The organism is Streptomyces sp. YKOK-I1, assembly GCF_054660435.1.
This window is the reverse complement of the sequence record NZ_BAAGDR010000001.1, coordinates 256,505-282,992: the sequence shown is the minus strand read 5'-3', so window position 1 is coordinate 282,992 and position 26,488 is coordinate 256,505. Positions and strand designations below refer to the sequence as shown.

Genomic DNA, 26,488 nt, shown 5'->3' with positions numbered 1-26,488 from the left:
GGTCGCGAGCGGGAGTCGAGCGCGCCGAGAGGACGTCGACCGGTATCTGCTGCCGCTGGTCGCGCTGATCGTGCTCGTCTCGTTGCTTCCGCTCGCCGCCGCCGGGACGTCGTGGACCTGCTGGCTGCCCCGCCTCGTCACGTACGACGCCCGCACCGACGACGCACGCCGCCGCGCCGCAGAACTCGGCCAAGCGGGCCTGACCCCACTGCCGTGAGGGACAGCGCCCCCGCGTTGAGATTCACATCACAGCAGGTCTACCGTGAAAACACTTGGAGGGCTCCCCCTTCCCCCCGGGGCGAGCCGAGCAGCGGTGTGCGCCGAAGTCGTCTCCGGGTGGAGGAAGTGGTGCCGATGACCGTCGCCTGGGACCAGATAGGGGGTCTGGCCGATGCCCACGAGCGCTTCCTGACCGGTGCCCGGGTCGACTCGGACGTACGCGGCTCGGTCCTCGAGTCCTGGAAGCGGTGCAGGTCCGCCGGGCTGGAGCCGCACCGGTTGCTGGTCCCCTACCGGGCCGACCTGGAGCTGGACGACCGGTTCCGGCGCGCCGCGGACCCGGTGCTGAAGGACCTGGCCGCATCGCTCGCCGACGTGAGCATGACGGTCGTGCTCTGCGACGGACGGGCCCGCATGGTCCAGCGCTACGGCGGTGACCGGACGCTGCGCCGACGCCTCGACGAGATACGGTTCGCCCCCGGATTCGACGCCTCCGAGCCGGTCGTGGGCACCAACGGCGTCGGCACCGCGCTGGCCGAGCGCTCTCCCTTCTACGTCGTCGGCCGTGAGCACTTCGCCGACTGTCTGCAGCCCTTCACCTGCGCGGGCGCACCGATCCGCAATCCGCTCAGCGGACACGTCGAGGCGGTCCTCGACCTCACCTGTCTGCGCGCCGACGGCGACCCCGCCATGCTGCGGCTGGTCCGTGAAGCCGTACAAGGTATAGAGGAGCGGCTGCTGGACGAGGCCACGCAGCGCGAGCGGGCGTTGCTCGCCGCGTACCGGCGGGCCGAGCGGGACACGAGCGGCCCGCGCGCATGGCCACAGCAGCCCGCCCACGCCTTCCCCGAGCATCGCACCCGCCACGACGACGGCCACCTCGGCCGGATCGACCTCGCCGTGCTGCGGGAGAAGGCCGAGGAACTCATCGCCTCACCGCACCGGTCCTTCGACGAGGTGACCCTGTCCGACGGCCGGATCGCCACCCTGCTGCGCCGCCCGGTCATCGGCGCGGCGGGGGAGACGGGGGTGGTCATCGAGGCCCGTGTCCTCGGCGGTCCTCGTCTGCGGCACGTCGAACTCACTCTCCCGGAGGTGCCGGCCGGGGCCGCCGCGACGGCCGCGACCGCGTCCCCCGCACGGACGGCCACGGCGCCGGGCCTGGCCGTCACGCCTCCCGCCGACGCCTACGCCGTCGTGCCGTCGCCCCTGCCCGGTGCGGCATGGCCGAGCTCCCCCACGGCCACACCCGTGCCCGGGGCCGTGACGGACGCCGCCGACGGGTCCGGGGACCAGGGCTGGTTGCTGCTCGTCGGCGAGCCCGGCGTCGGGCGGCTGGCCGTCCTGGCCCGCAAGCGTCTCGCACTGCTGTACGACGCCGGCGTCCGCATCGGCACCACGCTGGACGTCACCCGTACCGCCGAGGAACTGGCGGACGTGGCCGTTCCCCGGTTCGCCGACTTCGCCGCCGTCGACCTGGCCGACCCGGTGCTGCACGGAGAGGAACCGGTGCCCGACGGCGCGGGCACCCCGCTGCGCCGGGTCGCGCTGGGCGTCGTACACGAGGAGCCGGCCCTGTACGCCGTCGGCGACCAGGTCGGCTATGTCCCGTCCACGCCGCAGGCCCGGAGCCTGGAGAGCGGACAGTCGGTGCTCGAACCGGTACTGGCCGGGGCCCGCGGCTGGATCGCCAACGATCCGGCACGCGGCGGACGGGTGCTCGCGGCGGGCGTCCACTCCCTGATCACGGTGCCGCTGCGGGCCCGGGGCGTGACCCTCGGCGTGGTGAGCTTCTACCGCTGCCAGCAGCCCGACCCCTTCGAGGAGGACGATCTGTCGCTGGCCCAGGAGCTGGTCGGCCGGGCCGCGATCTGCATCGACAACGCCCGCCGCTACACACGTGAGCACAACACCGCCCTCGCCCTTCAGCGCAGCCTGCTGCCCCGCGGCAGGCCCGAACAGAACGCCGTCGAGGTCGCCTACCGCTATCTGCCGGCGCGGGCCGGGGTGGGCGGCGACTGGTTCGACGTCATCCCGTTGTCCGGCGCCAGGGTCGCGCTGGTGGTCGGCGACGTGGTCGGCCACGGGCTGCACGCCGCCGCCACGATGGGCCGCCTGCGCACCGCCGTGCACAACTTCTGCGCCCTGGACCTGGCGCCCGACGAACTCCTCACCCACCTCGACGACCTGGTCGGCCGGCTCGACCGGGGCGAGGGCTGGGCGGTGGAGAACACCCACCCGGACACCGGGATCATCGGCGCCACCTGTCTCTACGCCGTCTACGACCCGGTGCTGCGGCGCTGCACCCTCGCCCGTGCCGGGCATCCGCTTCCGGCGGTCGTCCGCCCCGACGGCCGGGTGGACTTCGTCGACCTGCCGGCCGGGCCGCCGCTCGGGCTCGGTGGGATGCCCTTCGAGACGGCCGAGCTGGAACTGCCCGAAGGCAGCCAGCTGGTGCTCTACACCGACGGTCTGATCGAGGACCGGCTCCAGGACATCGACGTGGGCCTGGACCGCCTCCGGACCGTTCTGGCCGTCGCGGATCGGGCGCCGGAGGACACCTGCGAGGCGGTCCTGGACGCCCTGCTGCCGGCCCGGCCGGCCGACGACGTCGCCCTGCTCGTCGCCCGTACCCGCGCTCTGGGGCCGGACCAGGTCGCCCAGTGGGAGCTGCCCAGCGACCCGGCGGTCGTCGCCCGCACCCGAGCGGCGGTCATCGGCCGGCTCGCCGACTGGGGGCTCGACGAACTGGCCTTCACGACCGAGCTCATCGCCAGTGAGCTGGTCACCAACGCCATCCGGCACGCGACCGGCCCGGTCCAGCTGCGGCTGCTCCGCGACCGCACGCTGATCTGCGAGGTCTCCGACGGCAGCGGCACCTCGCCCCGGCTGCGCCGGGCCAGGACCGAGGACGAGGGCGGACGCGGCCTCTTCCTCGTCGCCCGGCTCACCGAACGCTGGGGAACCCGCTACACCTCCACAGGCAAGATCATCTGGACGGAACAGCCCCTGCCGCGACCACCGTCCCCCGCTTCTCCGCGTCCATGAGCGTAGTGTCATGCTCATGCGCTCAGAGCTGCCGTCGTTGGGGCCGGAACACCCCCGGAACGCCGCACTGCTGGGCTTCCTGCGGGCACAGGGATCCCGGCCGAGTGGACCGGACGACCACGTGCTGGGCGGATGGCAGCTGCACACACATCCTGATCTGCTGGAGAGGCTGGCCCAGTTGGCCCCGCATGCGCCGCTCCACGCGGCCTACGGCGTCCCGATCCTGGCTTACGCGGGCATCGCGGCCGCCGCTGGGCTGGGGACCTCGACCCTGCTGCTGCGCCTTCCCGCGGCACCCGCCGACCTCGAAGCCGGTACGCCCTTCCCCGACCTGGTCGATGACGGGTGGCGGGCGGTCGACGCCTGGCAGAGCGCACTCCCTTCCGCGGAGGGAAACCGCAGGCTCTCCGGCGCCGTCCGAGGAGCCCTGGCCGGGGTCCGGGACGGCGGCTCGTAGCGTCGACGGCGGGGCAGCGCCTCGGCCACGGCGGTCCGGGAGGGGGGGCGACGGCGGTCCGCCCGTCCTCGTTGTCCCCCGGCGTGTTCTGCAGCAGCCGGGCAGGGGCCAGACGATGGCGCGCCCACGGTCCGGCCCGAGCGCCCCGGTCGGCAGGCCGAAACGGTGCCGCACCGCCCGGTAGGCGTTTCCGGTGGCGCGGAGTCCGTCCCGGCCGGTGTCCGGCGCCGGCCACAGGTCGAACCCCGGGTCGCCGACGAGGGGTTCGGGGTCGATGGCCGGCCACGGCTCGCGCCCGGCGGCGCGCACGTAGTCGTAGGGCGGGTCCCCGCGCTGCATCCGGTCGCCGGGCCCGCCCACCAGCTCGGTGACGTCCGATTCCCAGCTGCCCGGCCGCCGCCGTCCTCCGGGTCCGGCAGGGCGGTGACGGCCGTCGGCACGGACGCGAGCATGTCGCGCGTGACGTCTCCGGGGCCGCGCAGGCCCTCGGGCGCCGGACGGAGTGCAGCCGGGCCATGCGGGCGGCCGAGGCGCTCAGGGCCACGTCGTCGTCCTCGGCGGAAGTCAAGGTGCGTGAGGCGTCCAGGCGTTGGAGCAGTACGGCGCCGCTCTCCGGGGCGTGGTCGAGCAGCCGCACGATGCCGTCGCCGTTCCACGCGGGCAGCCCGATCGGCGCGGGCAACCGGGCGCCCGGGGCCGTTCCCGCTCACCGCCGTTCCTCGTGGACGAGTCGGCTTGGCGGACGTGCGCGGCTCAGTCGGACGGACGGAGGGTGGCACTCGCCACGACCGAGTGGTCGGCCGCGAGCAGGTGGACCTCGGTCACGGGCGCCGAGCCGTCGGGGTAGGGGGTGCCCCATTGTGCGTAGCCGGTCGTCGGCGAGAAGGTGCCGATGGTCGTGGTAGAGCCGTCCGCCCGTTCGATCTGGCAGGTGAGTGTGGTGTGCGGGGCCGTCCGGGCGGGCGCGGGCAGGTCGTCGGTGTCCACCGACATGTAGATCCACTGCGGCCGGTTCGTGTGGGCGAAGACCTGTCCGACATCCCGGCTGCGGGAGGTGAGATCGGCGCTGAGCAGCCGGTCGGGACCGGCGGCGGAGGGCGAGGGCACGGTGGTGACGCCGATCGCCCATCCGCCCGCGGTCAGCGCCGCGGCCGCCGCACAGGCCGCGAGGCCGAGGGCGAACCGCTGGCGCGGTGTCCGCCGACGGTGTCGGGGCGGTATTCCGATGCGCTGGAGCACACGGGTTTCGAACCCCACCGGTGGCTCGCGTCCGGGAATCAGGTGGATCAGTTCGTCGGCCGCGCTCGTCAGTTCCCGGACGTTCTCGCGGCAGGCGGGGCAGTGCTGCAGATGGGCCAGGGCAGCGGCGCGCTCCCGGGCGGGCAGGATTCCCAGTGCCAGTTCGGCGGCGACGTCCCGCAGCCGTTGGCACACGAACGGGTCGTCGCGGGTCATGACGGCGTGCCCTGCCGGTGCGTCAGCGTCTTGCGCAGTTTGGCCAGCGCCGTCCTGATGCGGGTCTTGGCGGTGCCGAGGGGCACCTGTTCCAGGTCCGCCACCTGCTGCGCGGTCATCTCGTAGACGCCGGCCATGACGACGGCGCGGGCCTGGCTCGGCGGCAGCTCGGCGAGAGCCCGCCGCAACTCGGCCGAGTCCTCGTCGGCCACCGCCAGCCGCTCGGGGGTGTCGGTGGCCGCTTCCAGCAGTGGTGCCATCCGGGTGGGGTCGACGGGGACGGTTCTGCGGGAGCGCACGGTGTCGATCGCCAGGTTGTGGGCGATGGCCGTCACCCAGGTACGGACGGATCCGCGGCGGGAGTCGTAGACCTGGGCATGGCGCCAGGCCTGCTCGAAGGTCTGCTGGGCCACGTCCTCGGCGAGCTGGGCGTCGCCGGTGACCGTCATGGCCACCCCGTAGACCTTGTGCTGGAACCGGCGGACGAACGCCACCGCGAACTCGGGGTCGTCCGTGGTCAGCCCCGCCAGCAGCGCGTCATCGGGCATCCACTCGGGAGAAAGCCCCATGGGGTGCTCACTCATACGCGGCCTCCTCGCGGAGGGCTTCCCCGGGGGCAGATCCGGAGGAGGCCGGCTCCACGTCCTTGCGGTGGGAGGGCAGCAGCGCGTCGAACGCCGCGGCGAGGGAACCGATGTCCGGCCGGGCGGTGGGGTCCGGTTCCAGGCAGGCGTCGACGGCGGTGGCGAGCGCACGCGGCAGACGGCGCAGGGTGCCCACACGTGCGGCCCTGCCCTCCAGCTGCGGGTAGCGGCCCTGCCGGTCGTAGGTGACGCTGTCGTCCGGGGGCACGGACGTGGACGGGCCGTCGGCGTCGGCATCGGCGTCACGGGACGGCTCGCCGTCCGTCGTGGTGGTGGTGACCTCGGGGAAGGGAAGGCCACCGGTGGCGACCTCGTACAGGGTGATGCCGACGCCCCAGACATCCGCGGCAGCGGACAGACCGGTGCCGCGTGCCTGCTCGGGGGCGAGATAGCAGGGGGTGCCGATGCCGGGGGGCGCGGGCCCCGGCGGGCGGGCGACGCTGAGGTCGAGGAGTTTGGCGCGCCGGCAGTCGATGATCACGTTCGAGGGCTTCACGTCCAGGTGCAGCAGGTCCCGGCCGTGCAGATAGTGCAGTGCGGAGCACAGATGCAGGCCCAGGAAAGCCACGTCCTGGGCGGCGAGCCGATGGTGCAGACGGCCGATGAGGTGGGCGACGGTCTCGCCGCTCAGGGTCTCCAGGACGACGAGGGGCTCGGGCGCCTCGACGGTCTCGTAGGCGCGGACCAGATGCGGGTGGCTGAACGCCTGCAGCCAGCGGCCCTCGCGCAGAAGCCGCTCGCGCAGCCGCGGCTCGTGCCGGCGATCCGGACGCAGCGTCTTCAGCAGGCAGCGGCAGTCCCGCTCGTCGCTCCAGGCGTCGTACACATCGAGCCAGCCCGTCCTGGTCAGATGGGCGAGGATCTCGTAGCCGGCCACCGGTCTCGTCCCCGGCGGCAGGGGCGCGGGCGGCGGGGCGGTCCGGTGCCGGGGGACGGCTCGCGGCGGGGCGAGGTGCTGAGCGCTCATGGGAAGGCCTTGGTCGTGGAGGCGGCGAAGAATGTGGCGGCGGGCTCCGCGGGAGCGTGTAGCCGGTGCAGCCGGGCGTAGGCCTTGCCGCTCACCAGGAGGTCGTGATGGGTTCCCTGCTCGACGACCCGGCCGTGGTCCAGCACCAGGATCGAGGTCGCGTCGTGGACGGTGAGCAGATTGTGGGAGATGAGGATCGTGGTGCGTCCGGCCATGAGCCGGCGCAGCGGCTCCATGACACGTCGGCCCGACGCGGCGTCCAGGCCGGTGGTCGGCTCGTCCAGAACGAGGACGGGCGCGTCGCGGATCATGGCACGGGCGATCGCCAGGCGCTGGCGCTGGCCTCCGGACAGCAGCCTGCCCCGCTGGCCCACGACGGTGTCGTAGCCCTCGGGCAGAGCGGTGACGAAATCGTGCGCGTCCGCCGCGCGGGCCGCCGCGACGACCTCCCGCTCGGTGGCGTCCGGACGGCCGTAGAGGATGTTCTCGCGCACGGTGCCGTGCAGGACCAGCGTCTCCTGGAGCACCACCGCCACGTTGTCCCGGACGCCGTCGAGCCGCAGGGTCCTCAGGTCCGCGCCGTCCAGCCGTACGGCGCCGCGCTCGGGGTCGTAGAAGCGCAGCAGGAGCTTGGCGACGGTGGACTTCCCCGCACCGCTGGCCCCGACCAGCGCCAGGGTCTGCCCGGGCTCCACCCGCAACGACACATCGCTCAGCGCGGGCCGGTCGGTTCCCGGATAGGTGAAGTCGACGCCCTCGAACTCCACGTGCCCGCGAGCGCGCCCGAGCCGGGCCGGACGGGGGGCCTCGCCCACCAGGGGGCGCTGGTCGAGCAGCTCGACGATGCGCTCCGCGGCGGCGGAAGCCGCGTAGAAGGTGCTGGTCAGGTGGGACATGCCCCGGATCGGGCCGTAGAGCTTGCCGAGCAGGGCCAGGAAGACCAGAAGCTCGCCGAGGGTGAGCCGGCCGCGGGCCAGTTGCCAGGTGCCCAGGCCCATCACGAGGAGAGCCCCGCTCAGCTCGACCAGGTCGACCAGCGGCCCGAAGACGGCACGGATCCTGGTCGAGGCCATGGTGGCGCGGTAGCGTCCGAGGATCTCGCGCTGGAACCTGCTCTGCTCCCACTCCTGGCGGTTGTACGCCTGGACGAGAGCGATGTTGCCCAGTACCTCCTCGGCGATCGCGCTGACCGAACCGCTGCGTCGGCGGCGTTCCCGGGAGGCGGCCTTCACCAGCCGGGAGAAGTACCGGGCCGCGCACCAGAACAGCGGTACGACGACGAGGGCGAACAGCGTCAGGTCCCAGCTCAGGTAGAAGAGCATGCCCAGGAAGATGCCCAGCCGCATCACGTACCACAGCGCCTGGGCCACGCCCGAGAGCAGGAACGTCTCGACGGCGTCGACGTCACCGGTCACCCGGGCCAGGACATCGCCGAGCCTGCGGCGTTCGAAGAATCCGAGAGAGAGGCGTTGCACGTGGCGGAAGACGTCCGCCCGCAGGGCGAGCAGGAAACGCTCACCGACCCAGACGGAGGTCACGTCGTCGGCGAACGACACCAGGCCGGAAGCGAGGCTGAGCCCGACGTACGCCAGGGCGATCGACGGGAACGCGCTGAGGTCGCGCTGGACGAGGACGTCGTCCACCACCACCTTGAACAGCCATATCTCGGCCGCGTCGATGGCGGGGCCGACGACGCAGAAGGCGACGAGGGGCAGCAGCCACCTCCGCCCGCCGCGCGTGTACGGCCAGAACCGCCGGAAGATCTGCCGCACCGGCAGTGCCGGCGCGGCAGCGACGAGCTGGTCGCCCTCCTGCTCGGCGACGGTGAACGACCGTCGCAGCGCCGCGAACGGGGCGGCGCTGCGGGCGGTGCGACGGCAGAGTTTCACGGGAACCGCGACTTTGCCGGATGTCGTCCCGGCGTCACTTGTGCGTGCCGGTGCTGGAGGTACGACGGTGGTGCTTGCGGTGGTGGGACGTCCTTCCGTTCGTGCTGCTCGATGACTTCTTGCCCTTGGAGTGCCGCTTGGCGGGTGCCAGGTGACTGAAGAGGGACATGGTCTTTCCCTTCGTCTCGCCGGTTCACTAGGACATACGGGCGACCTCCGCCGTGAGATTGCGAATTCGGTAAGAAATTCCCGTTCCGTGCTGTCCCGTTCCGTCGAAGGCTGTGGGAGCACTGCCCCTGAGAACGGCGAAGGCGGCGGTCCCCGGGGATCGGGGAGCGCCGCCTTCGCGGGTCGTGCGGGGGGTGTGGCTCAGTACCAGCCGTTGGCCTGCCAGAAGTTCCAGGCGGCGGCGGGGCTGCCGTAGCGAGAGTTCATGTAGTCCAGGCCCCACTTGATCTGGGTGGCGGCGTTGGTCTTCCAGTCGGAGCCGGCGGAGGCCATCTTGGAGCCGGGGAGGGCCTGGACGAGGCCGTAGGCGCCGGAGGAGGAGTTGGTGGCGCTGACGTTCCAGTTGCTCTCGTGCTGGACGATGTGGGAGAAGGCGGCGTACTGGCCGGCGTCCGGGATCATCTTGTGTGCGATCGCCTGGGCCTGGGAGGCGCTGCTCACGGTGGCCGCGTGGGCCGGTGCCGCGGTCATGGCGATGCCGGCGGTGGCGGCGGCCAGGGCGACGGTGGTGAGGGCCTTCTTCGGGGCGGCGATGCGGCGGATGATCGAGACAGACACGCGGGAACCTTTTTCTTCGGGAGCAGATGCGGTCGCGGTGTGCTGCGGCGGACTGCCCGCATGCGTCGGCGCCGAGGCCCGTGGGCTTGTCGGCGCCGTGCGACGTCATCCAGAGAAGCAGGATCGGAAGCCGTCCGCAAAGACCCCTTTTGCTAGTTGTGGCCGTACTTGGGGTGAAGGTCGCTTGTGTGACCTGGCTCTCAAAGCGCAGGTCAGAGGGCCTGATGGCGTGGACATGGCGTCCGTTATGCACCACTAGGGCGGGTAGTAGGTGATGTGAGTCATGTGGGGTGGTTCACCGTACGGACCCGCCCCTCAGCGCAGTACGGCGGCCAGCAGGTCGGTGCCCAGCTCCGTCAGTGCGGTCAGGTTGAGGGTGTGGCGGACGTATCGGCCGTGCCGTCGAGCCGTGAGCAGGCCCGCGCGGCGCAGGACGGTGAGGTGGCGGGACACCTCCGGGGGCGTGAGTTCCCAGAAGTGGGCCAGCTCGCCGGTGGTGTGGGGGCCGCGGGCCAGGGTGCGCAGCAGCCGCAGCCGTACCGGATGCGTGAGCGCCTCCAGCCGGAGGGTGACCATTTCCAGGGAGACCGGTTCCGCCGGACTCGGCTCGGCGACGGGGTACTGCACCACGGGATGCCAGCCGGGCGTGTGGACCGCGACGAGGTGGGGGCGGCCGAAGACGCTGGGGATGAACGTGACCCCGGCGCCATGGGCGGCGGTCGCCTTGTCCTGCACCTTGTCCACGATGATGCAGTCGCCGTCCGGGGCCAGGGTGACCGCGCCGGAGACCGAGGCGAGTGCTGCCCCGATGCCCTGGCGCCTGAGCAGTTCCTTCTTCAGACGCAGATCGGTGGCGAGCTGCACCGCGACGCTCGCCCAGGCGCTGTCGAAGAAGGCCTCGGCGCATGCCTCGAGCGTGTCGCGCACCCGTGCCCGCACCGCGGCCGGGTCCGCGAGCAGCCGTTCCGCGAAGGCCTCCTGCAGGGCACCGCGGGCCTGGGCCACGTCCAGGGCCCGCTCGCGCGCGCCCGGGTCGGTGAGCGGTGACGCCCCGGGGAAGCGGACCCGGTTGCTGCCGCACGTCGTGACGAGCGCGGCGGTCACATATGTCTCGTCGTCGATGCGGTCCACGTCGTCCAGCTCCTCGGCGAGGGTCGGCCGGGGCCGTGCGGGGATCAGGAAGTCGGCCTGTGAGGAACGCCAGAGGAACTCCGCCTCCCTGAGCCGCTCGGCCAGTTCCGGCCGCAGCCCCGCCCAGACGTCCGCGGCCCAGCCGGCGGACTGCGGATGGTGACCGGGTTCGGCCAGCACGTGCAGCATCGCGGTCAGCTCGGCCAGGGGGGAGGCGGCGAACCGCACCGGCTCGGACGGCAGACCGCCGATGTCGATCCTCAGCGTCATCCCCCCATCATCACCGCCACGGCGGCCCGGCAACGGCGCCGATTGACGATCTGTGTCAACCCACGTGCCCCGCCCCGGCGGCCGGACGCACCGTCTGACGCCATGGCACCCCTCACCGGAATCCAGCCCCGCGCCCTCGTCCGCGCCTTCGGCGGCCCCCGCTATGCCGTCGCCCTGGCCGTGGACGCTCTGGGCACCGGCCTGTTGCGGCCCTTTCTGCTGCTCTACGGCCTGACGGTGCTGAGGCTGTCCGCACCGGTCACCGGCGCCGCCATGACAGCCGGCATCGTCGCGGGTCTGGTGTGCCTGCCCGCGGTGGGCCGATGGCTCGACCGCGGCGCGCGCAGCACGGTCGTGGCGGCGTCGATGCTGGTACGGGTGCTCGGCGTGGCCCTGCTGTTGGCCGCCCCGGCGGGGCACGTGTGGCTCTTCGCGACGGCGGCACTCTTCCTCGGCATCGGCAACCAGACCTGGCCGGCCGCCCACGCGGCGCTCGTGGCCACCGTCGCCCACGGGCGGGAACGCGACACCGCCCTCGCGGCGGCCCGCGCCCTGCGCAACGCCGCTCTGGGGGTGGGCGCGCTCATCGCCACCGTATGCCTGGCGGGCGGCACCACCGCGCTGCGGGCGCTGGCGGCCGTCACCGGGCTGGCCTACCTTGCCGCGGCCGCCCTGGCGTCGTCGGTCCACCTGCACGCGCAGCCGGCGGCCTCCCCGGCCCAGGACGCGCCCGACGGGCCCGACGGGCCCGCGCCCCGGATGCGCGCGCTGCTGGCCGCCAACGTGGTCTACGTCTTCTGCCTCAACGTCCCCGAAATCGCGCTCCCCCTGGTCTTGGTGACCCAGCTGCACGCCTCCCCGGTGTGGCCGGCGGCCGTCTTCGTGGCCAACACCGTACTGGTCGTCACCCTGCAGGTGCCGGTCACCGTCCTCATGTCCCGCTTCTCCCGGCGGACCGTGCTGGCCCTCTCCGGCGTGGTGCTGGCCGTGTCCTACCTCGGATTCCTCGCGGCCACCTCACTGGGACACGGCTGGGGGGCGCCGGCCGTCGCCACGGTGTCCGTGGTCTGCACCCTCGGCGAGATCATCTACGCCGGCAGCGCCACCGCGCTCGTCACCGCACTGGCCCCGGCCCATGTCCTCGGGCGCGCCCTCGCCCGCTTCGAACTCTCCACGGGCTTCGGCCTCGCCGTCTCCCCGGCGGTCATCACCGCTCTCGCACCCCACGGCCCCACCGCCCTCTGGGGGAGCCTCGCCGCCACGACACTCCTCTCCGCCTCCGCGGTCGCCACCGAGAAGGACGTGACGTCCTCCAGCCATCGCGGCCGGAGTATGGAGAATGCGTGAAGGTTGGCCGGATCGGACATGGCCTGAACCGATTCGGTCCCCTACGGTGCACCCACGTCGAGCTCGACATGGCATGGTCGCTTCACGGGGGGGGGCTCGGATGAATCGTCGGATAGCGCGTGCAAGGCCTGCTTCGCGGCTACCGGCAGACCGGATGGCGACTCGGCCGGGGCTCACCCGGGACGCGATCGTCGGACCGGACACTTTCGGCAGAGCCGACAACAACCTCGTCTTCAGCAGCGTCGACAACGACGCCGTGGGCCATCTCGGAGAAGACGTCGACATCACTTTCTACCGGGACGACACCGTCGGAACCGGCCGCTACTGATGGGCACCTGCCCTGCGGCGTTTCCCGCGCCGCGTCTAAACGTCGCGCACCGCGAGCAGTTCGACCGCTGCCCCGGACGCCTCCAGCAGTGGTGCGGCGGCGGAACGCCGGGGATCCGCCCGGTAGGCGGCGAGATCCTCGCTGCTGGGAAAGGCCAGGAGATGGGCCTCGACCTGATCGTCCAGAGTGCGCAGGCGGCGCTCAAGACGCCCTCCGTACTCGGCGAGGAGGGGCAGGACAGCCCGCTCATAGGCGTCGAAGGCGTCCAAGCCCCCTTCAGGCAACCGCGCGAGCATCAAGTAGGTGACGGCCATGGCTCCCTGTCTCGGCGCGTGTCTCTGATCCCTCATCCCGGGTGGTCTCAGGTCGTCGTGTCCGGGGAGCGGAGCACGAGCAGGGTGATCTCGCTGGGGGCGAAGACGCGGAACGGCGGGCCCCAGAAGCCGGTGCCGCGGCTGGTGTAGAGGAGGGTGCGGGTGCCGTGCCGGCTGAGGCCGGCGAGGGCGGGCTGGTCGAGGCGGACCAGGTGGTGGAAGGGCCAGATCTGGCCGCCGTGGGTGTGGCCGGAGAGCTGGAGGTCGATGCCGGCGGCCGCCGCCCGGTCGACGAACTTGGGCTGGTGTGCCAGGAGCAGGACGGGCAGGTCGGGGTCCGCGCCGTTCAGGGCTCCGGCGAGGTGGGCGCGGTGGCCCGCCAGGCCGGAGGACTCAGCGGTGACGTCGTCCACGCCGGCGACCACGAGGGTGTCGCCCCCGCGTTCGAGCAGCAGATGGCGGTTGCGCAGCGGCTCCCAGCCCAGCTCGTCCATCAGGTCGACCCAGCCCTGGGCCTCGCTGTAGTACTCGTGGTTGCCGGTGACGTAGACACGGGCCCGGGTCGCCCGCACCGTGCCGAGGGGCACGGCCTGGGCGCGGCGGCGTTCGGCCGTGCCGTCCGCGATGTCGCCGGTGTGGCAGACCAGGTCGGCGTCCAGGGTGTTCACCGTGTCGCACACCCGTGCCGACCAGCGGGCGCGATCGAGCGGGCCGTAGTGGGTGTCGGTGATGAGGACGACCCGCAGGCCGTCCAACCCGGCACCCAGCCGCGGAAGTTGTACGTCGACTCGGCGCACGCGGGGCACCCGGCGGGCCTCTGCGTACCCCCAGGCGAGCAGTACGGCGGTGACGCCGAGGACGGCCCAGGTGACGATCCGGGCCCGGTCCTGGCTCTCGCCGACGCCGGCCACGGTCAGGGCGAGCCGCAGGAGGACGCCGAGCAGAACGGACCAGGTGAACAGGATCCAGCTGGTCCCCAGCAGGGAGTCGCCGACGATCGCCGCCCGGTCCTGCTGGCGCCGGCCGTGGCCGCGCACCATCGCGAGCGGCATGCCGACGAGGCCGAGGGCGAACAGGGCGGTGCCGACCAGGGTGACGGGCAGCGGCCAGTGCTGGCCGCCGTACAGGAGCACCCCGCAGGGCACGACCCACAGCAGCACGGGGGCGATCAGGGGGAGGTAGCGCATCAGGCGGTGCAGTCGACTCGGCCGCGCCACTTGCGCTTGCCCCTCGGCGGGCCGGGTGTCGCTGGTGTCGGTCACGTTTCCCCTCCCTGACCGGGCTGCCGTCTCGCGCACTGTATCCGGTTGCCGAGTCTGACCTGTTACCGACTTTGTCCTGCGGGTGGAGAAAGTGGCACCCTATCGCTGCGCAACTACTTCACAGGTTGGACAATCGTTGTTACGTTCCTCTCCAACGGCCTGATGACACAGGCAGCGGAGAGGGGAGGGATCGTGAGGCGGATGACCGCTCGACCTGAGAACGCGCATCAGGCGCGGCTGCTCCGTCTCCTGCGTGACAACGGGTCCAACTCTCGCGCCCGGATGGGCGATCTCGTGGACCTGTCCCGCTCGAAGCTGGCCGTGGAAGTGGACCGGCTGCTCGAGACGGGACTGGTGGTCGCGGACGGACTGGCCCCCTCCCGGGGCGGCCGGCGGTCGCACAACATCCGGCTGGCGCCCACGCTGCGCTTCCTCGGCGTCGACATCGGCGCCACGTCGGTCGATGTCGCCGTGACCAACGCGGAGTTGGAGGTCCTCGGGCATCTGACTCAGCCCATGGACGTCCGAGAGGGGCCGGTGGCGGTCTTCGAGCAGGTGCTGTCGATGGCTGCCAAGCTGAAGGCCTCCGGTGTCGCGGAGGGCTTCGACGGCGCCGGCATCGGCGTCCCGGGACCGGTCCGCTTCCCCGAGGGCGTACCGGTCGCGCCGCCGATCATGCCGGGCTGGGACGGCTTCCCGGTCCGGGAGGCGCTCAGCCAGGAACTGGGCTGCCCGGTCATGGTCGACAACGACGTGAACCTGATGGCGATGGGGGAGCAGCACGCGGGCGTCGCACGCTCCGTGGGCGACTTCCTGTGCGTCAAGATCGGTACCGGCATCGGCTGCGGCATCGTCGTCGGCGGCGAGGTCTACCGCGGGACGACGGGCAGCGCCGGCGACATCGGTCATATCCAGGTGGAGCCGGAAGGCCGCACGTGCGCCTGCGGCAACCGCGGCTGCCTGGAAGCCCACTTCAGCGGTGCCGCGTTGGCCGTCGACGCGGAGCATGCCGCGCGTGAGGGCCGGTCGGCGCAGTTCGCCGCCAGGCTGGAGACGGCCGGGCGTCTGACGGCCGAGGACGTGTCGGCCGCCGCGGCAGCGGGGGACCCGGTGGCTCTCGACCTGATCCGGGAGGGCGGAAAGCGCCTGGGGCAGGTCATCGCCGGGCTCGTCAGTTTCTTCAACCCGGGGCTGGTGGTGATCGGCGGCGGTGTGACCGGGCTCGGGCACACCTTGCTGGCCAGTGTCCGGACCCAGGTGTACCGGCAGTCCCTGCCGCTCGCCACCCGCAACCTGCCGATCGTACTGGGTGAGTTGGGACCGGCAGCCGGAGTCATCGGCGCGGCCCGGCTCATCAGCGACCACGTGTTCTCACCGGCCTGACCTCTACCCGACCCCGTGGGCGCCGGAAGGACGGAACAACATCACCTGCGCCACGGGAAACCACCCACGACGTCACCCCGACCACGTGTCACTGCGACCCCACCGGCGTCACCGCCGCCCCATCGCGCCTCGGTGACCCCACGGAGCCTTCGCAAGACCCCTTGAGGCACAGCGACATCCCATAGAGCCGCCGCACCCTCCACAGCCGGCCCCGCCGCAGACACCGTATGACACCTCGGCGGCCGGCTCCGACCACCGCAACGGCCGCAAGGCCCTCAGGCCCTGCCCTGCCGCGCGCTGCCGTGCCCTGCTCAGCCCGTACGCCCCGGCGCATACGACGCCAGGGGCTCTCCAGAGCCGCCCAGGTACCCGAACCACCGCGCCCGGCCCTGCCCGCTCACGGCCCCGCACCCGCCGAGGGGATTCCTCATGGCACCACAACCACCCCTGCTCACCATGTCCGGTATCACCAAGTCGTTCCCGGGTGTCCGCGCCCTGGACGGCGTGGATCTCGAGGTCCAGGCCGGTGAAGTCCACTGCCTGCTCGGCCAGAACGGGGCCGGCAAGTCCACCCTGATCAAAGTACTCGCCGGCGCCCATCAGCCCGACGGCGGCGAGATCACCTGGCAGGGCGCGCCCGTGACCCTGGGGTCCCCGATCGCCGCCATGCGTCTCGGCATCGCCACCATCTACCAGGAACTCGATCTCATCGAGGGACTGTCCGTCGCGGAGAACGTCTTCCTCGGGCACGAACCCACCTCCGCCGGGTTCGTCGTCCGCGGATCCGCCGCCCGCACGGCGACCGCGCGGTTGCTGCGACGCCTCGGGCACGCGGAGATCGGCCCCGCGCGGCTCGTCGGCGAACTGTCCGCGGCACAGCAGCAGATCGTCTCGATGGCCCGCGCGCTGTCCCACGACGTCCGGTTGATCGTGATGGACGAGCCGTCGGCGGCGCTCGACCCCGAGGAGGTGGACAACCTCTTCAGGATCGTGGGCGATCTGACGGCCGACGGTGTCGCCGTCGTCTACATCTCCCACCGTCTGGAGGAGATCCGGCGCATCGGCGAGCGGGTCACGGTCCTCAAGGAGGGCCGGTCGGTCGCGGGCGGTCTGCCCGCCGAGTCGACTCCGACCGACGAGATCGTGGCGCTGATGACCGGGCGGAAGGTGGAGTACGTCTTCCCCGAACGCCCCGAAGCCGGGTTCGCCGCCGGGAGAGAACCGGTGCTGCAGGTCGAAGGGCTGGTCCGACGGGGGGAGTTCGCGCCCGTCGACCTGGAGCTGCGGCCCGGTGAGATCGTCGGTCTGGCCGGGCTCGTCGGGTCCGGGCGCAGCGAGATCCTGGAGACGGTCTACGGAGCCCGCAGGCCCGACGGCGGCCGTGTCCTCGTCGACGGCACCCCCCTGCGCCCCGGAAGCGTCCGCGCCGCCGTCCGCGCGGGCATCGGCCTCGCGCCCGAGGAACGCAAGGCGCAGGCACTGCTGATGCTGGAGTCCGTCAGCAGCAACGTCTCGGTCTCCACCCTGTCCCGGTTCGCCCGCGCGGGCTGGCTCGACCGGCGTACCGAGCGGGCCGCGGCACACCGGGCGGTCCGGGAACTGTCCCTGCGGCCGGACGATCCCGATGCCGCGGTCAGGACGCTGTCCGGCGGCAACCAGCAGAAGGCGGTCCTCGCACGCTGGCTGCTGCGGGGCTGCAAGGTGCTGCTGCTGGACGAGCCGACCAGGGGTGTCGACATCGGCGCCCGGGCGGAGCTCTACGCGGTGATCCGCCGACTGGCCGACGAGGGCCTCGCCGTGCTCCTCGTGTCCAGCGAGGTGCCCGAGGTGCTGGGTCTCGCCGACCGGGTGCTGGTCCTGCGGGAAGGCAGCGTCGTGCACACGGCCGACGCCCGCGAGCTCGACGAGCACCGTGTACTCGACCTTGTGATGGAAGGGAGTCCGACGCCATGACGCAGCCGGTCACCGCGGCGCAGCAGGAAGCGGCGACGTCCGCCGCCAAGTCCACCGGGGGAAAGGGGAGTGCGCACCGACTCGGGCTGCGGTGGGACGTGCGCAGTCTGTCCCTGCTCGGTGTCCTCGCCGTCCTCGTCGCGGTCGGCGGGATCACCGCACCGGACGCGTTCCTGGCGACGAGCAATCTCCAGCTCGTCCTCACCCAGGCGTCCGTGATCGGCGTCGTCACCGTCGGCATGACGTTCGTCATCACCAGCGGCGGGATCGACCTGTCGGTCGGCGCGATCGTGGCGCTCGCCTCGGTGTGGGCGACGACCGTGGCCACACAGGAGTTCGGCTTCGCGGGCATCCTCTTCACCGCGGTCACCGTCGGTGTGGGCTGTGGTCTCGTGAACGGTCTGCTGATCGCCTACGGCAGGATGGTGCCGTTCATCGCGACGCTGGCCATGCTCGCCTCCGCCCGCGGCCTGGCCTTGCAGATCACCGACGGCAGCACCCAGATCGTGACCGTCGGATCCGTGCTCGATCTCGGCGCCAGGGACGCCTACGTGCTCGGCATCCCGCCCCTCGTCCTGATCTTCGCCGCGGTCACCGTCATCGGCTGGCTGCTGCTCAACCGCACCACCTTCGGCCGGCGCACCGTCGCGGTCGGCGGCAACGCGGAAGCGGCCCGCCTCGCCGGCATCGACGTACGCCGCCAGCGTCTGTACCTGTACCTGCTGTCCGGACTGTGCTGCGGTATCGCCGCGTTCATGCTGATCGTGCTCGCCGGCTCGGGTCAGAACACCAACGGCAACCTCTACGAACTGGACGCCATCGCCGCGGCCATCATCGGCGGCACCCTGCTCAGCGGCGGTCGCGGCACCATCCTCGGCTCCGTCCTCGGTGTCCTGGTCTTCACCACGATCACCAACATCTTCGCCCTGAACAACCTCGAGACCGCTGTCCAGCAGATCGCGAAGGGCGCCATCATCGTCGCCGCCGTCCTGGTCCAGCGCCGCTCGGCGCACGGCGACACCTGACACCGCCGTACGGCACCCCTCACCTTCCCTCCCCGTCCGACGCGCACCGCCCAGTCGAAGGGTCGATCCGCCATGGCAAGAATCCCCTCCACCAGCCGCAGGGCACTGCTGTTCGGCACCGCGGCCGTTTCCGCCGGCGCGCTGCTGACGGCCTGCACCAGCAATGAGCCCGCCAAGCAGGAACAGGCCGCGGACAACGCCCCGGCCGCCGATGACAAGCCGGGCAAGGCCGTCACCATCGGCTTCGCCGGCCCCCAGGCCGACCACGGCTGGCTCAACGCCATCAACGACAACGCCAAGTCGCGGGCCGAGAAGTACTCCGACGTCACGCTGGAGATCACCGAGGGCTCCAACGACATCGCCCAGCAGATCGGCCAGATCCAGACACTGATCAACAAGAAGGTCGACGTCCTGGTGATCCTGCCGGCCGACGGCAAGGCGCTCACCCAGGTCGGCCTGCAGGCGATGAAGGCCGGCATCCCCGTCATCAACCTGGACCGCGTCTTCGCCTCCCCCCAGGCGTACCGCTGCTGGATCGGCGGCGACAACTACGGCATGGGTCTCAACGCCGGCCACTTCATCGGCGAACGGCTCAAGGACAAGCCGAACGCCAAGGTCGTCGAACTCGCCGGCCTCGACAACCTCGAACTGACCCAGCAGCGCACCAAGGGCTTCGACGACGCCCTGAAGAACTACCCCAACATCAAGAAGGTGGCCCGCCAGGCGGCCGACTTCACGGTCGAGTCCGGCCAGGCCAAGATGGCGCAACTGCTGCAGGCCCAGTCGCGGTTCGACGCGCTGTGGAACCACGACGACGACCAGGGCGTGGGCGCGCTGCGCGCCATCGACCAGGCCGGCCGCGACGACTTCCTGATGGTCGGCGGCGCGGGGGCCAAGTCCGCGATGGACGCCATCAAGGCCGACGACGGCGTGCTCAAGGCGACCGTCCTGTACCCGCCGACGATGGCCGCCTCCGCCATCGATCTCGCCCGGGCGCTCGGCCAGGGCAAGGGTGTCGGCGGCCTCGCCGAGTTCGAGATCCCCTCCTCCCTGACGCTCTACTCGGCCGTGGTCACCAAGGACAACGTCGGCCAGTACCTGCCGACCGGCTTCATCTGACCGGTCCGGGCCGCGCGCCCGCGCACTCAGCGACGAGTCACTGACACTCCGACGTGGAGGAATCCGTATGGAACAGAGGGACGGTCGGACCGCACCGCCGGCACTCGGTGTGGGCATGGTCGGCTACGCGTTCATGGGAGCCGCGCACTCACAAGGGTGGCGCACCGTTGGGCACGTGTTCGACCTGCCGCTGCGGCCGGTCCTGGCCGCGATCGCCGGCCGTGACGCGCACGCGGTGCGGGCGGCGGCCGACAAGCACGGCTGGGCCGCGGCGGAGACCGACTGGCGCGCCCTCGTGGCCCGCGACGATGTGCACCTCGTCGACATCTGCACACCGGGCGACAGCCATGCGGAGATCGCGATCGCGGCCCTGGAGGCGGGCAAGCACGTGCTCTGCGAGAAGCCGCTGGCCAACTCGGTCGCCGAAGCGGAAGCCATGGTCGCCGCCGCCGAAGCGGCCCGCTCACGCGGGCAGTTGGCCATGGTGGGTTTCAACTACCGGCGCGTTCCCGCCCTCACCTACGCTCACCGGCTCATCGCCGAGGGCAGGCTCGGCACACTGCGCCATGTGCGGGTCGGTTACCTCCAGGACTGGCTGGTCGACCCCGACTTCCCGCTGACCTGGCGGCTGCAGCGGGAACACGCGGGATCGGGGGCGCTCGGCGACCTCGGCGCGCACATCGTCGACCTCGCGCAGTATCTGACGGGTGAGCCGCTGGTCGGCGTCTCCGCCCAGCTGGAGACCTTCGTCAAGGAACGCCCCCGCCTCGACGGCGCCTCCTCCGGCCTGACCGCTGCCGGCGGCACCCGGCGCGGTCCGGTGACGGTGGACGACGCGGCCGTCTTCACCGGTCGGCTCGCCTCGGGGGCGCTCGCCACGTTCGAGGCGACCCGGATGGCCTCGGGACGCAAGAACGCCCTGCGGCTGGAGGTGAACGGCGCGTCCGGCTCGCTCGCCTTCGACCTGGAACGGCTCAACGAACTGCAGTTCCTGGACCACCGGGAGCCGGCCGCCACGGCGGGGTTCCGCAGGATCGTCGTCACCGAGCCCGAGCACCCCTACCTGGAGGGCTGGTGGCCGCCGGGCCACGCGCTCGGCTACGAGCACACCTTCGCCCACCAGGCCCGCGACCTGGTCGAGGCCATCGCGTCCGGCACCGACCCGATGCCGTCGTTCGCCGACGGTCTGCAGGTGCAGCGGGTGCTCGCCGCGGTGGAGGAGAGCGCGCAGAAGAACTCCGTCTACACACCCGTCCAGGCCGTCGAGGCCGAAGTCCGTTAGGGAACCGGCAGGGACCCCGTTGGGAGGCACCATGGCACGCCCGTTCACCCTGTTCACCGGTCAGTGGGCCGATCTGCCGCTGGAGGAGGTCTGCCGGCTGGCCGCCGAGTTCGGCTACGACGGCCTCGAACTCGCCTGCTGGGGCGACCACTTCGAGGTCGACAAGGCCCTGGCCGATCCCGGCTACCTGGCCGGCCGGCACGCCCTGCTGGAGAAGTACGGCCTGCGCTGCTGGGCGATCTCGAACCATCTCGTCGGCCAGGCCGTCTGCGACCACCCCATCGACGAACGGCACCAGGGGATTCTGCCCGCCCGCATCTGGGGCGACGGGGAGCCGGAAGGCGTACGGCGGCGGGCCGCGGCCGAGATCAAGGACACGGTACGGGCCGCGGCCGCCTTCGGCGTCGACACGGTCGTCGGCTTCACCGGATCGTCGATCTGGCATCTGGTGGCGATGTTCCCCCCGGTACCGGAGCGGATGATCGAACGCGGCTACGAGGACTTCGCGGAGCGCTGGAACCCCATCCTGGACGTCTGCGACACCGAGGGCGTGCGCTTCGCCCACGAGGTCCATCCGAGTGAGATCGCCTACGACTACTGGACCACCGCACGCGCCCTGGAGGCGGTGGACAACCGGCCGGCCTTCGGCCTCAACTTCGACCCCAGCCACTTCGTCTGGCAGGACCTGGACCCGGTCGGCTTCCTCTACGACTTCCGGGACCGGATCTACCACGTCGACTGCAAGGAGGCCCGCAAGCGCCTGGACGGGCGAGGCGGGCGGCTCGGCTCCCATCTGCCCTGGGGGGATCCGCGGCGCGGCTGGGACTTCGTCTCCGCCGGGCACGGTGACGTCCCCTGGGAGGACGTGTTCCGGATGCTGCGTTCGATCGGCTACGACGGTCCGGTCTCCGTGGAGTGGGAGGACGCCGGCATGGACCGCCTCGTCGGCGCGCCGCGCGCGCTCGCCCATCTGAAGCAGTTCGACTTCGACCCGCCCGCGGCGTCCTTCGACGCGGCCTTCGGGGGCGCCGGCGACTAGGCCGGACCGTAGCTGAATTCCCCCGACGCCGAGAGCCGAGAGCCGAGCGCCGCCGGGCCGGTCCGCGCTGCCCTGATCCGTCTTCGCCGAGCGTTCGGACATCACTCGTTCTTCTCACCGCACCGGAACATCGACATGGCAGGGAGGCAGCCCGTGACCCACGACGGGAACGCATCGGAGCCCCGGACCGGAGTCTGGTTCGTCGGAGCCCGCGGATCGGTGGCCACCACTGCCGTCGCCGGATGCGCGGCGGTCACCGCCGGACTGCATCCGCCGACCGGCATGGTCACCGAGACCCCACCGTTCGACGGCACCGGTCTGCCGGCCCTGCCCTCACTCGTCTTCGGCGGCCACGACACCGCCCACGGTCCGCTGCCCAAGCGAGCCGAACACCTCACCGCGGCGGGCGTCCTGCCGTACGGCCTCGCCCCCGCCGTGCGGGCCGAACTCCAGGTGGCGGACGAGGAGATACGGCTCGGCGGCCCCCTCCCGGACGACACCCGCGGCGACGAGGAACTCATCGCGGACTTCACCGCGGACCTCACCGCGTTCCGGGTGCGCCACGCACTGGCCCGGGTGGTCGTCGTCAACGTCTCCTCCACGGAGCCGCCGCCCGCGCCCGACGCCGTACGGCTGCCGCCCAGCTCCCTCTACGCGGCCGCGGCCGTCCGCGCCGGCTGCCCCTACGTCAACTTCACACCGTCCACCGGGCTGCGCACCCCGGCCCTCACCCGCGCCGCGGCGGCCGGCGGGCTTCCCCACGCGGGGCGGGACGGCAAGACCGGCCAGACGCTGCTGCGGGCCGTGCTCGCCCCGATGTTCGTCCAGCGCGCCCTGGCGGTACGGGCCTGGTCCGGCACCAATCTGCTGGGCGGCGGCGACGGGGCGGCGCTGGCCGACCCGGGCGCGGCGGCGGCGAAGAACGCCGGCAAGGAACGCGTCCTGACCGAGACCCTCGGGCACACGCCGCAGGGCGAGGTGCACATCGACGACGTACCGGTGCTCGGCGACTGGAAGACCGCCTGGGACCACATCGCCTTCGAGGGCTTCCTCGGCTCGCGCATGATCCTCCAGACCATCTGGCAGGGCTGCGACTCGGCCCTGGCCGCACCGCTCGTCCTGGACCTGGCCCGACTGGTCGCCCGCGCCCACGAGGCGGGCCTGTCCGGACCGCTTCCGGAACTGGGCTTCTACTTCAAGGACCCCGACGCCGGCCCGTCGGCCCTGTCGGAGCAGTTCGCCGCGTTGCTGGCGTTCGCGGACCGGCTGCGGGAGGCGCGGTGATCCGGCCCGCCACGTGGGCGCGGCTGCGGGACTGGGCCGAACTCCTCCGTGCCCCCGCGCTGTTCACCGTGCCCGGTGACGCCCTCGCCGGTGCCGCGGCCGCCGGGCTGCGGCCCCACCGGGGCACGGCGTACGCCGTCTGCGCCTCGCTCTGCCTCTACCAGGCGGGCATGGCGCTCAACGACTGGGCCGACCGCGACGAGGACGCCGTCGACCGTCCCCATCGACCCGTCCCCTCCGGCCGTATCTCCCCGACGGCGGCGCTGGCCGCGGCCGGACTCCTGACCGCGGCGGGCCTGACGTGCGCCGCCCGTGCCGGCCGCCCCGCACTCGTGGCGGCGTCGGCCCTGACCGCCACCGTCTGGGCCTACGACCTCGGGGCCAAGCACACCCCCGCGGCCCCGGCGGCGATGGCCGCGGCCCGCGCCTTGGACCTGCTGCTCGGCGCCACGGCCACCGCGACGGTCCCCGACGCGACGCGCTCCCGCCGAAGGGCCGCCGGCACGGCATCGCCCGCACCCGCCCTCCGCACCGCCGGCTCCGCCCTCGCGCTGGCCGCTCACACCTACGCGGTGACGGCCGTCTCGCGGCACGAGGAGCACGGCGGTTCGACGCTCGCACCCCTCGCCGCCGCCGGTGCCACGACCGCGCTCGGCCTGCTGACGGCACGGACCGGTGCGTCGACGGGGATCGTCCCGGCCTGGGCGGCCGCCGCGTACGTCCGCACGGCCGCCGTACCCAGCCTGCACGCCGCCCTCAACCCGTCCCCGCCCCTCACCCGGCGGGCCGTCGCCGGTGGGATCCGCGCCCTGATCCCGCTCCAGGCCGCGCTCGCCGCCCGGGCCGGGGCGAACGGCACCGCTCTCGCCGTACTGGGCCTCGCACCCGTGGCCCGCGCACTCGCACGGAAGGTGAGTCCCACATGAGCCCCCGGCAGCGACTCCGCCTCGGTTACGGCACCAACGGCCTCACCGACCTCCGACTCCACGACGCCCTCGGCCTGCTCGCGGACCTGGGCTACGACGGCGTCGGACTGACGCTCGACCACATGCACCTCGACCCGCTCGCCCCCGATCTCGCCACCCGTACCGCCCGGGTGGCCCGTCGGCTCGGCGCACTCGGTCTCACCGCGACCGTCGAAACCGGCGCCCGCTACGTGCTCGACCCGCACCGCAAGCACGGTCCGTCGCTGCTCGACCCGGACCCCGCGGGGCGTGCCGCCCGCACCCGGCTGCTGATCACGGCGGTCGGTGTCGCGGCGGACCTCGGGGCGCACGCCGTGCACTGCTTCAGCGGTGTCACCCCGCCCGGCACCGACGACGACAGCGCGTGGGAGCGACTCCAGGAGGCGCTCGTGCCCGTGCTCGACGCCGCGGCCGCCGCCGGCCTGCCGCTGGCGATCGAACCCGAACCGGGCCATCTCCTCGCCACGCTCGCCGACTTCCACCACCTGCGCACCTCGCTCGACAACCCTTCCGCCCTCGGCGTGACCCTCGACATCGGACACTGCCAGTGGGGAGAGCCGGCACCGCCCGCGCAGTGCGTCCGGGCCGCCGCGCCGTGGCTGCGGCACGTGCAGATCGAGGACATGCGCCGCGGAGTGCACGAGCATCTGCCGTTCGGTGACGGCGAGATCGACTTCCCGCCCGTGCTGGACGCACTCGCCGCCGTCGACTACCGGGGCCTCACCGTCGTAGAACTGCCCCGTCACTCCCACGCGGGGCCCGAACTGGCCCGATCCTCCCTCCAGTTCCTGCGGACCACGGCGGCCGCCGCCACGACGGGAGCGCCGACGTCATGACGCAGCCCCCTCCCTGGACCCGCGACGCCGTCGCCGCGATGCTGCCCGACCCCACCGCACGCGCCTGGTTCGACGAGGCCCTGGCCGAGGCCGCCTGCGCGGCCCGAACACCACCGGCCGCGCCTTCCCCGTACCTCGCCCACCCCTGGGAGCTGCGGTTCGCCGCCGCCGGACGGCACTGCGGCCACCGGCACGCGGACGCCGTCCGTACGCTGCTGCTGGTCGAGGCCCGGGCAGGAGCCGAGACCCTGACCCGGCTCTACCGCCACGGCAGCGGCGCCGAACGCCGCGCCGTGCTCCTGGCCCTGCCGGCCCTGGTCGAGGGACCGCACGCCGTGCACCTCGTCGCGGACGCCCTGCGGAGCAACGACACCGGACTGGTCTGCGCCGCCGTCGGCCCGTACGCCGCCGCCCACCTCGATCCGCCCGCCTGGCGCCACGCGGTCCTGAAGTGCCTGTTCACCGGCGTCCCCCTCGACGAGGTCGCGCGCTGGACGCACCGGGCGGCCGGCGACGCCGAACTGGCCCGCATGCTCGGCGACTACGCGGCCGAGCGGACCGCCGCCGGCCGTGACGTCCCCGGCGACCTCGGTCGCGTGCTGACCCTGACGGGCGAAGCGCCCAAGGAGCTGTGATGCGTATCTTCGACCCGCACATCCACATGACCTCCCGCACCACCGACGACTACGAGGCGATGGCCGCCGCCGGGGTGCGCGCCGTCGTCGAACCCTCCTTCTGGCTGGGCCAGCCCCGCACCTCCCCGGCCAGCTTCCTCGACTACTTCGACGCCCTCCTCGGCTGGGAACCCTTCCGCGCCGCCCAGTACGGCATCGCCCACCACTGCGCCCTCGCGCTCAACCCCAAAGAGGCCAACGACCCCCGCTGCACACCGGTCCTGGACGCCCTGCCCCGCTACCTCGTCAAGGACGGCGTCGTCGCCGTCGGCGAGATCGGCTACGACGCCATGACACCCGCCGAGGACGCGGCGCTCGCCGCCCAGCTCCAGCTCGCCGCCGACCACGGTCTGCCCGCCCTCGTCCACACCCCCCACCGCGACAAGCTCGCCGGGCTGCGCCGCACCGTCGACGTCGTCCGCGAGTCGGGCCTGCCCATGGAGCGGGTGCTGCTCGACCACCTCAACGAGACGACCGTCGAGGACGCGAAGGACAGCGGCTGCTGGCTCGGCTTCTCCGTCTACCCCGACACCAAGATGGACGAGGACCGCATGGTCCGGATTCTGCGGACGTACGGAACGGAGAAGGTCCTCGTCAACTCGGCCGCCGACTGGGGAAAGAGCGATCCGCTGAAGACCCGCAGGACCGCCGACGCCCTGCTCGCGGCCGGCTTCGGCGAGGACGACGTCGACCGGGTGCTGTGGCGCAACCCGGTCGCCTTCTACGGACTCGGCGGCCGTCTCCGGCTCGACGTGCCGCAGGCGCCGGGCCTGCACGAGGGCAACTCCGTCCTGCGCGGGGGCGAGTAGGG

25 protein-coding genes and 1 pseudogene are annotated in these 26,488 nt (G+C 72.5%); 16 read left to right on the top strand and 10 right to left on the bottom strand.

Features of this window, described 5'->3' with window-relative positions:
• The first annotated feature begins 70 nt into the window (after positions 1 to 70).
• From ACYQ8Q_RS01345 to ACYQ8Q_RS01335, 3 genes are all read left to right on the top strand, one after another.
• Positions 71 to 217 (top strand): hypothetical protein, encoded by a 147-nt coding sequence (locus ACYQ8Q_RS01345; protein ID WP_460060943.1) that lies wholly within the window; start codon positions 71 to 73, stop codon positions 215 to 217.
• A 137-nt stretch (positions 218 to 354) separates the two neighbouring features.
• Positions 355 to 3,267: a SpoIIE family protein phosphatase gene (locus ACYQ8Q_RS01340; protein ID WP_460060941.1), complete on the top strand. Its 2,913-nt coding sequence runs from the start codon at positions 355 to 357 to the stop codon at positions 3,265 to 3,267.
• Positions 3,268 to 3,283: 16 nt separating this feature from the next.
• On the top strand, positions 3,284 to 3,724 hold the full coding sequence (locus ACYQ8Q_RS01335) for a hypothetical protein (RefSeq protein ID WP_460073760.1): 441 nt from the start codon (positions 3,284 to 3,286) through the stop codon (positions 3,722 to 3,724).
• 8 nt (positions 3,725 to 3,732) lie between these two features.
• On the opposite strand, the pseudogene ACYQ8Q_RS01330 reads toward ACYQ8Q_RS01335, so the two are convergent.
• The 8 genes and pseudogenes from ACYQ8Q_RS01330 to ACYQ8Q_RS01295 form a co-directional block, all read right to left on the bottom strand.
• Positions 3,733 to 4,400, bottom strand: a pseudogene (locus ACYQ8Q_RS01330) (aminoglycoside phosphotransferase family protein); the annotation flags it as partial.
• A gap of 77 nt (positions 4,401 to 4,477) precedes the next feature.
• A complete protein-coding gene (locus ACYQ8Q_RS01325) occupies positions 4,478 to 5,179 on the bottom strand; it encodes a hypothetical protein (protein WP_460060939.1) in 702 nt (233 codons plus the stop codon).
• Positions 5,176 to 5,763, bottom strand: a complete 588-nt coding sequence (locus tag ACYQ8Q_RS01320) for an RNA polymerase sigma factor (RefSeq protein WP_460060936.1) — start codon at positions 5,761 to 5,763, stop codon at positions 5,176 to 5,178. The genes ACYQ8Q_RS01325 and ACYQ8Q_RS01320 overlap by 4 nt, the downstream gene beginning before the upstream one ends.
• Complete coding sequence (locus ACYQ8Q_RS01315) at positions 5,756 to 6,790, bottom strand: serine/threonine-protein kinase (RefSeq protein ID WP_460060934.1); 1,035 nt, start codon at positions 6,788 to 6,790, stop codon at positions 5,756 to 5,758. The genes ACYQ8Q_RS01320 and ACYQ8Q_RS01315 overlap by 8 nt, the downstream gene beginning before the upstream one ends.
• Positions 6,787 to 8,679, bottom strand: coding sequence for an ABC transporter ATP-binding protein (locus ACYQ8Q_RS01310; protein WP_460060932.1), 1,893 nt, complete (start codon positions 8,677 to 8,679; stop codon positions 6,787 to 6,789). Before ACYQ8Q_RS01310 ends, ACYQ8Q_RS01315 begins: the two co-directional genes overlap by 4 nt.
• A 34-nt stretch (positions 8,680 to 8,713) precedes the next feature.
• Positions 8,714 to 8,848 carry a hypothetical protein gene (locus ACYQ8Q_RS01305; protein WP_460060930.1) on the bottom strand — a complete coding sequence of 45 codons (135 nt, stop codon included), beginning with the start codon at positions 8,846 to 8,848 and terminating at the stop codon, positions 8,714 to 8,716.
• A gap of 200 nt (positions 8,849 to 9,048) precedes the next feature.
• Positions 9,049 to 9,465, bottom strand: coding sequence for an aggregation-promoting factor C-terminal-like domain-containing protein (locus tag ACYQ8Q_RS01300; RefSeq protein ID WP_460060929.1), 417 nt, complete (start codon positions 9,463 to 9,465; stop codon positions 9,049 to 9,051).
• 315 nt (positions 9,466 to 9,780) lie between these two features.
• Complete coding sequence (locus tag ACYQ8Q_RS01295) at positions 9,781 to 10,866, bottom strand: DUF5937 family protein (protein WP_460060928.1); 1,086 nt, start codon at positions 10,864 to 10,866, stop codon at positions 9,781 to 9,783.
• Positions 10,867 to 10,968: 102 nt separating this feature from the next.
• On the opposite strand from ACYQ8Q_RS01295, the gene ACYQ8Q_RS01290 reads away from it, so the two are divergent.
• Entirely contained in the window at positions 10,969 to 12,213 is a 1,245-nt protein-coding gene (locus ACYQ8Q_RS01290; protein ID WP_460060925.1) for an MFS transporter, read from the top strand.
• Between the two features lie 154 nt (positions 12,214 to 12,367).
• A complete protein-coding gene (locus ACYQ8Q_RS01285) occupies positions 12,368 to 12,541 on the top strand; it encodes a hypothetical protein (RefSeq protein ID WP_460060924.1) in 174 nt (57 codons plus the stop codon).
• 35 nt (positions 12,542 to 12,576) lie between these two features.
• On the opposite strand, the gene ACYQ8Q_RS01280 is transcribed toward ACYQ8Q_RS01285, so the two are convergent.
• Together ACYQ8Q_RS01280 and ACYQ8Q_RS01275 are read right to left on the bottom strand one after the other, a co-directional pair.
• Complete coding sequence (locus ACYQ8Q_RS01280; RefSeq protein ID WP_460060921.1) at positions 12,577 to 12,855, bottom strand: hypothetical protein; 279 nt, start codon at positions 12,853 to 12,855, stop codon at positions 12,577 to 12,579.
• Between the two features lie 47 nt (positions 12,856 to 12,902).
• A complete protein-coding gene (locus tag ACYQ8Q_RS01275; RefSeq protein ID WP_460060920.1) occupies positions 12,903 to 14,117 on the bottom strand; it encodes a metallophosphoesterase in 1,215 nt (404 codons plus the stop codon).
• Between the two features lie 201 nt (positions 14,118 to 14,318).
• Between ACYQ8Q_RS01275 and ACYQ8Q_RS01270 the strand changes: the two genes are divergently transcribed.
• The 11 genes from ACYQ8Q_RS01270 to ACYQ8Q_RS01220 all read left to right on the top strand — a co-directional run bounded on the left by ACYQ8Q_RS01270 (position 14,319) and on the right by ACYQ8Q_RS01220 (position 26,486).
• The gene (locus tag ACYQ8Q_RS01270; protein ID WP_460060918.1) at positions 14,319 to 15,500 is read left to right on the top strand and encodes an ROK family protein; all 1,182 of its coding nucleotides are present in this window, start codon (positions 14,319 to 14,321) and stop codon (positions 15,498 to 15,500) included.
• A 429-nt stretch (positions 15,501 to 15,929) separates the two neighbouring features.
• Entirely contained in the window at positions 15,930 to 17,453 is a 1,524-nt protein-coding gene (locus ACYQ8Q_RS01265) for a sugar ABC transporter ATP-binding protein (RefSeq protein ID WP_460060917.1), read from the top strand.
• A complete protein-coding gene (locus tag ACYQ8Q_RS01260; protein WP_460060915.1) occupies positions 17,450 to 18,478 on the top strand; it encodes an ABC transporter permease in 1,029 nt (342 codons plus the stop codon). Before ACYQ8Q_RS01265 ends, ACYQ8Q_RS01260 begins: the two co-directional genes overlap by 4 nt.
• Before the next feature lie 72 nt (positions 18,479 to 18,550).
• Entirely contained in the window at positions 18,551 to 19,597 is a 1,047-nt protein-coding gene (locus ACYQ8Q_RS01255; RefSeq protein WP_460060913.1) for a substrate-binding domain-containing protein, read from the top strand.
• 67 nt (positions 19,598 to 19,664) lie between these two features.
• Positions 19,665 to 20,879, top strand: a complete 1,215-nt coding sequence (locus tag ACYQ8Q_RS01250) for a Gfo/Idh/MocA family protein (RefSeq protein WP_460060912.1) — start codon at positions 19,665 to 19,667, stop codon at positions 20,877 to 20,879.
• A gap of 31 nt (positions 20,880 to 20,910) precedes the next feature.
• On the top strand, positions 20,911 to 21,918 hold the full coding sequence (locus tag ACYQ8Q_RS01245; protein ID WP_460060910.1) for a sugar phosphate isomerase/epimerase family protein: 1,008 nt from the start codon (positions 20,911 to 20,913) through the stop codon (positions 21,916 to 21,918).
• A 135-nt stretch (positions 21,919 to 22,053) separates the two neighbouring features.
• Positions 22,054 to 23,202, top strand: coding sequence for an inositol-3-phosphate synthase (locus ACYQ8Q_RS01240; RefSeq protein WP_460060908.1), 1,149 nt, complete (start codon positions 22,054 to 22,056; stop codon positions 23,200 to 23,202).
• Positions 23,202 to 24,128, top strand: coding sequence for an SCO3242 family prenyltransferase (locus tag ACYQ8Q_RS01235; RefSeq protein WP_460073126.1), 927 nt, complete (start codon positions 23,202 to 23,204; stop codon positions 24,126 to 24,128). The genes ACYQ8Q_RS01240 and ACYQ8Q_RS01235 overlap by 1 nt, the downstream gene beginning before the upstream one ends.
• Positions 24,125 to 25,003 carry a sugar phosphate isomerase/epimerase family protein gene (locus tag ACYQ8Q_RS01230; RefSeq protein ID WP_460060905.1) on the top strand — a complete coding sequence of 293 codons (879 nt, stop codon included), beginning with the start codon at positions 24,125 to 24,127 and terminating at the stop codon, positions 25,001 to 25,003. Before ACYQ8Q_RS01235 ends, ACYQ8Q_RS01230 begins: the two co-directional genes overlap by 4 nt.
• Positions 25,000 to 25,638: an EboA domain-containing protein gene (locus tag ACYQ8Q_RS01225; protein WP_460060904.1), complete on the top strand. Its 639-nt coding sequence runs from the start codon at positions 25,000 to 25,002 to the stop codon at positions 25,636 to 25,638. Before ACYQ8Q_RS01230 ends, ACYQ8Q_RS01225 begins: the two co-directional genes overlap by 4 nt.
• Positions 25,638 to 26,486 (top strand): TatD family hydrolase, encoded by an 849-nt coding sequence (locus ACYQ8Q_RS01220; protein ID WP_460060902.1) that lies wholly within the window; start codon positions 25,638 to 25,640, stop codon positions 26,484 to 26,486. The genes ACYQ8Q_RS01225 and ACYQ8Q_RS01220 overlap by 1 nt, the downstream gene beginning before the upstream one ends.
• Positions 26,487 to 26,488: the final 2 nt, after the last annotated feature.

Coding starts and splice junctions, on each gene's coding strand:
- ACYQ8Q_RS01340 (WP_460060941.1), top strand. CDS start 355: ATGACCGTCGCCTGGGACCAGATAGGGGGTCTGGCCGATGCCCACGAG.
- ACYQ8Q_RS01335 (WP_460073760.1), top strand. CDS start 3,284: ATGCGCTCAGAGCTGCCGTCGTTGGGGCCGGAACACCCCCGGAACGCC.
- ACYQ8Q_RS01325 (WP_460060939.1), bottom strand. CDS start 5,179: ATGACCCGCGACGACCCGTTCGTGTGCCAACGGCTGCGGGACGTCGCC.
- ACYQ8Q_RS01320 (WP_460060936.1), bottom strand. CDS start 5,763: ATGAGTGAGCACCCCATGGGGCTTTCTCCCGAGTGGATGCCCGATGAC.
- ACYQ8Q_RS01315 (WP_460060934.1), bottom strand. CDS start 6,790: ATGAGCGCTCAGCACCTCGCCCCGCCGCGAGCCGTCCCCCGGCACCGG.
- ACYQ8Q_RS01305 (WP_460060930.1), bottom strand. CDS start 8,848: ATGTCCCTCTTCAGTCACCTGGCACCCGCCAAGCGGCACTCCAAGGGC.
- ACYQ8Q_RS01295 (WP_460060928.1), bottom strand. CDS start 10,866: ATGACGCTGAGGATCGACATCGGCGGTCTGCCGTCCGAGCCGGTGCGG.
- ACYQ8Q_RS01290 (WP_460060925.1), top strand. CDS start 10,969: ATGGCACCCCTCACCGGAATCCAGCCCCGCGCCCTCGTCCGCGCCTTC.
- ACYQ8Q_RS01285 (WP_460060924.1), top strand. CDS start 12,368: ATGGCGACTCGGCCGGGGCTCACCCGGGACGCGATCGTCGGACCGGAC.
- ACYQ8Q_RS01280 (WP_460060921.1), bottom strand. CDS start 12,855: ATGGCCGTCACCTACTTGATGCTCGCGCGGTTGCCTGAAGGGGGCTTG.
- ACYQ8Q_RS01270 (WP_460060918.1), top strand. CDS start 14,319: ATGACCGCTCGACCTGAGAACGCGCATCAGGCGCGGCTGCTCCGTCTC.
- ACYQ8Q_RS01265 (WP_460060917.1), top strand. CDS start 15,930: ATGGCACCACAACCACCCCTGCTCACCATGTCCGGTATCACCAAGTCG.
- ACYQ8Q_RS01260 (WP_460060915.1), top strand. CDS start 17,450: ATGACGCAGCCGGTCACCGCGGCGCAGCAGGAAGCGGCGACGTCCGCC.
- ACYQ8Q_RS01255 (WP_460060913.1), top strand. CDS start 18,551: ATGGCAAGAATCCCCTCCACCAGCCGCAGGGCACTGCTGTTCGGCACC.
- ACYQ8Q_RS01250 (WP_460060912.1), top strand. CDS start 19,665: ATGGAACAGAGGGACGGTCGGACCGCACCGCCGGCACTCGGTGTGGGC.
- ACYQ8Q_RS01245 (WP_460060910.1), top strand. CDS start 20,911: ATGGCACGCCCGTTCACCCTGTTCACCGGTCAGTGGGCCGATCTGCCG.
- ACYQ8Q_RS01240 (WP_460060908.1), top strand. CDS start 22,054: ATGGCAGGGAGGCAGCCCGTGACCCACGACGGGAACGCATCGGAGCCC.
- ACYQ8Q_RS01230 (WP_460060905.1), top strand. CDS start 24,125: ATGAGCCCCCGGCAGCGACTCCGCCTCGGTTACGGCACCAACGGCCTC.
- ACYQ8Q_RS01225 (WP_460060904.1), top strand. CDS start 25,000: ATGACGCAGCCCCCTCCCTGGACCCGCGACGCCGTCGCCGCGATGCTG.
- ACYQ8Q_RS01220 (WP_460060902.1), top strand. CDS start 25,638: ATGCGTATCTTCGACCCGCACATCCACATGACCTCCCGCACCACCGAC.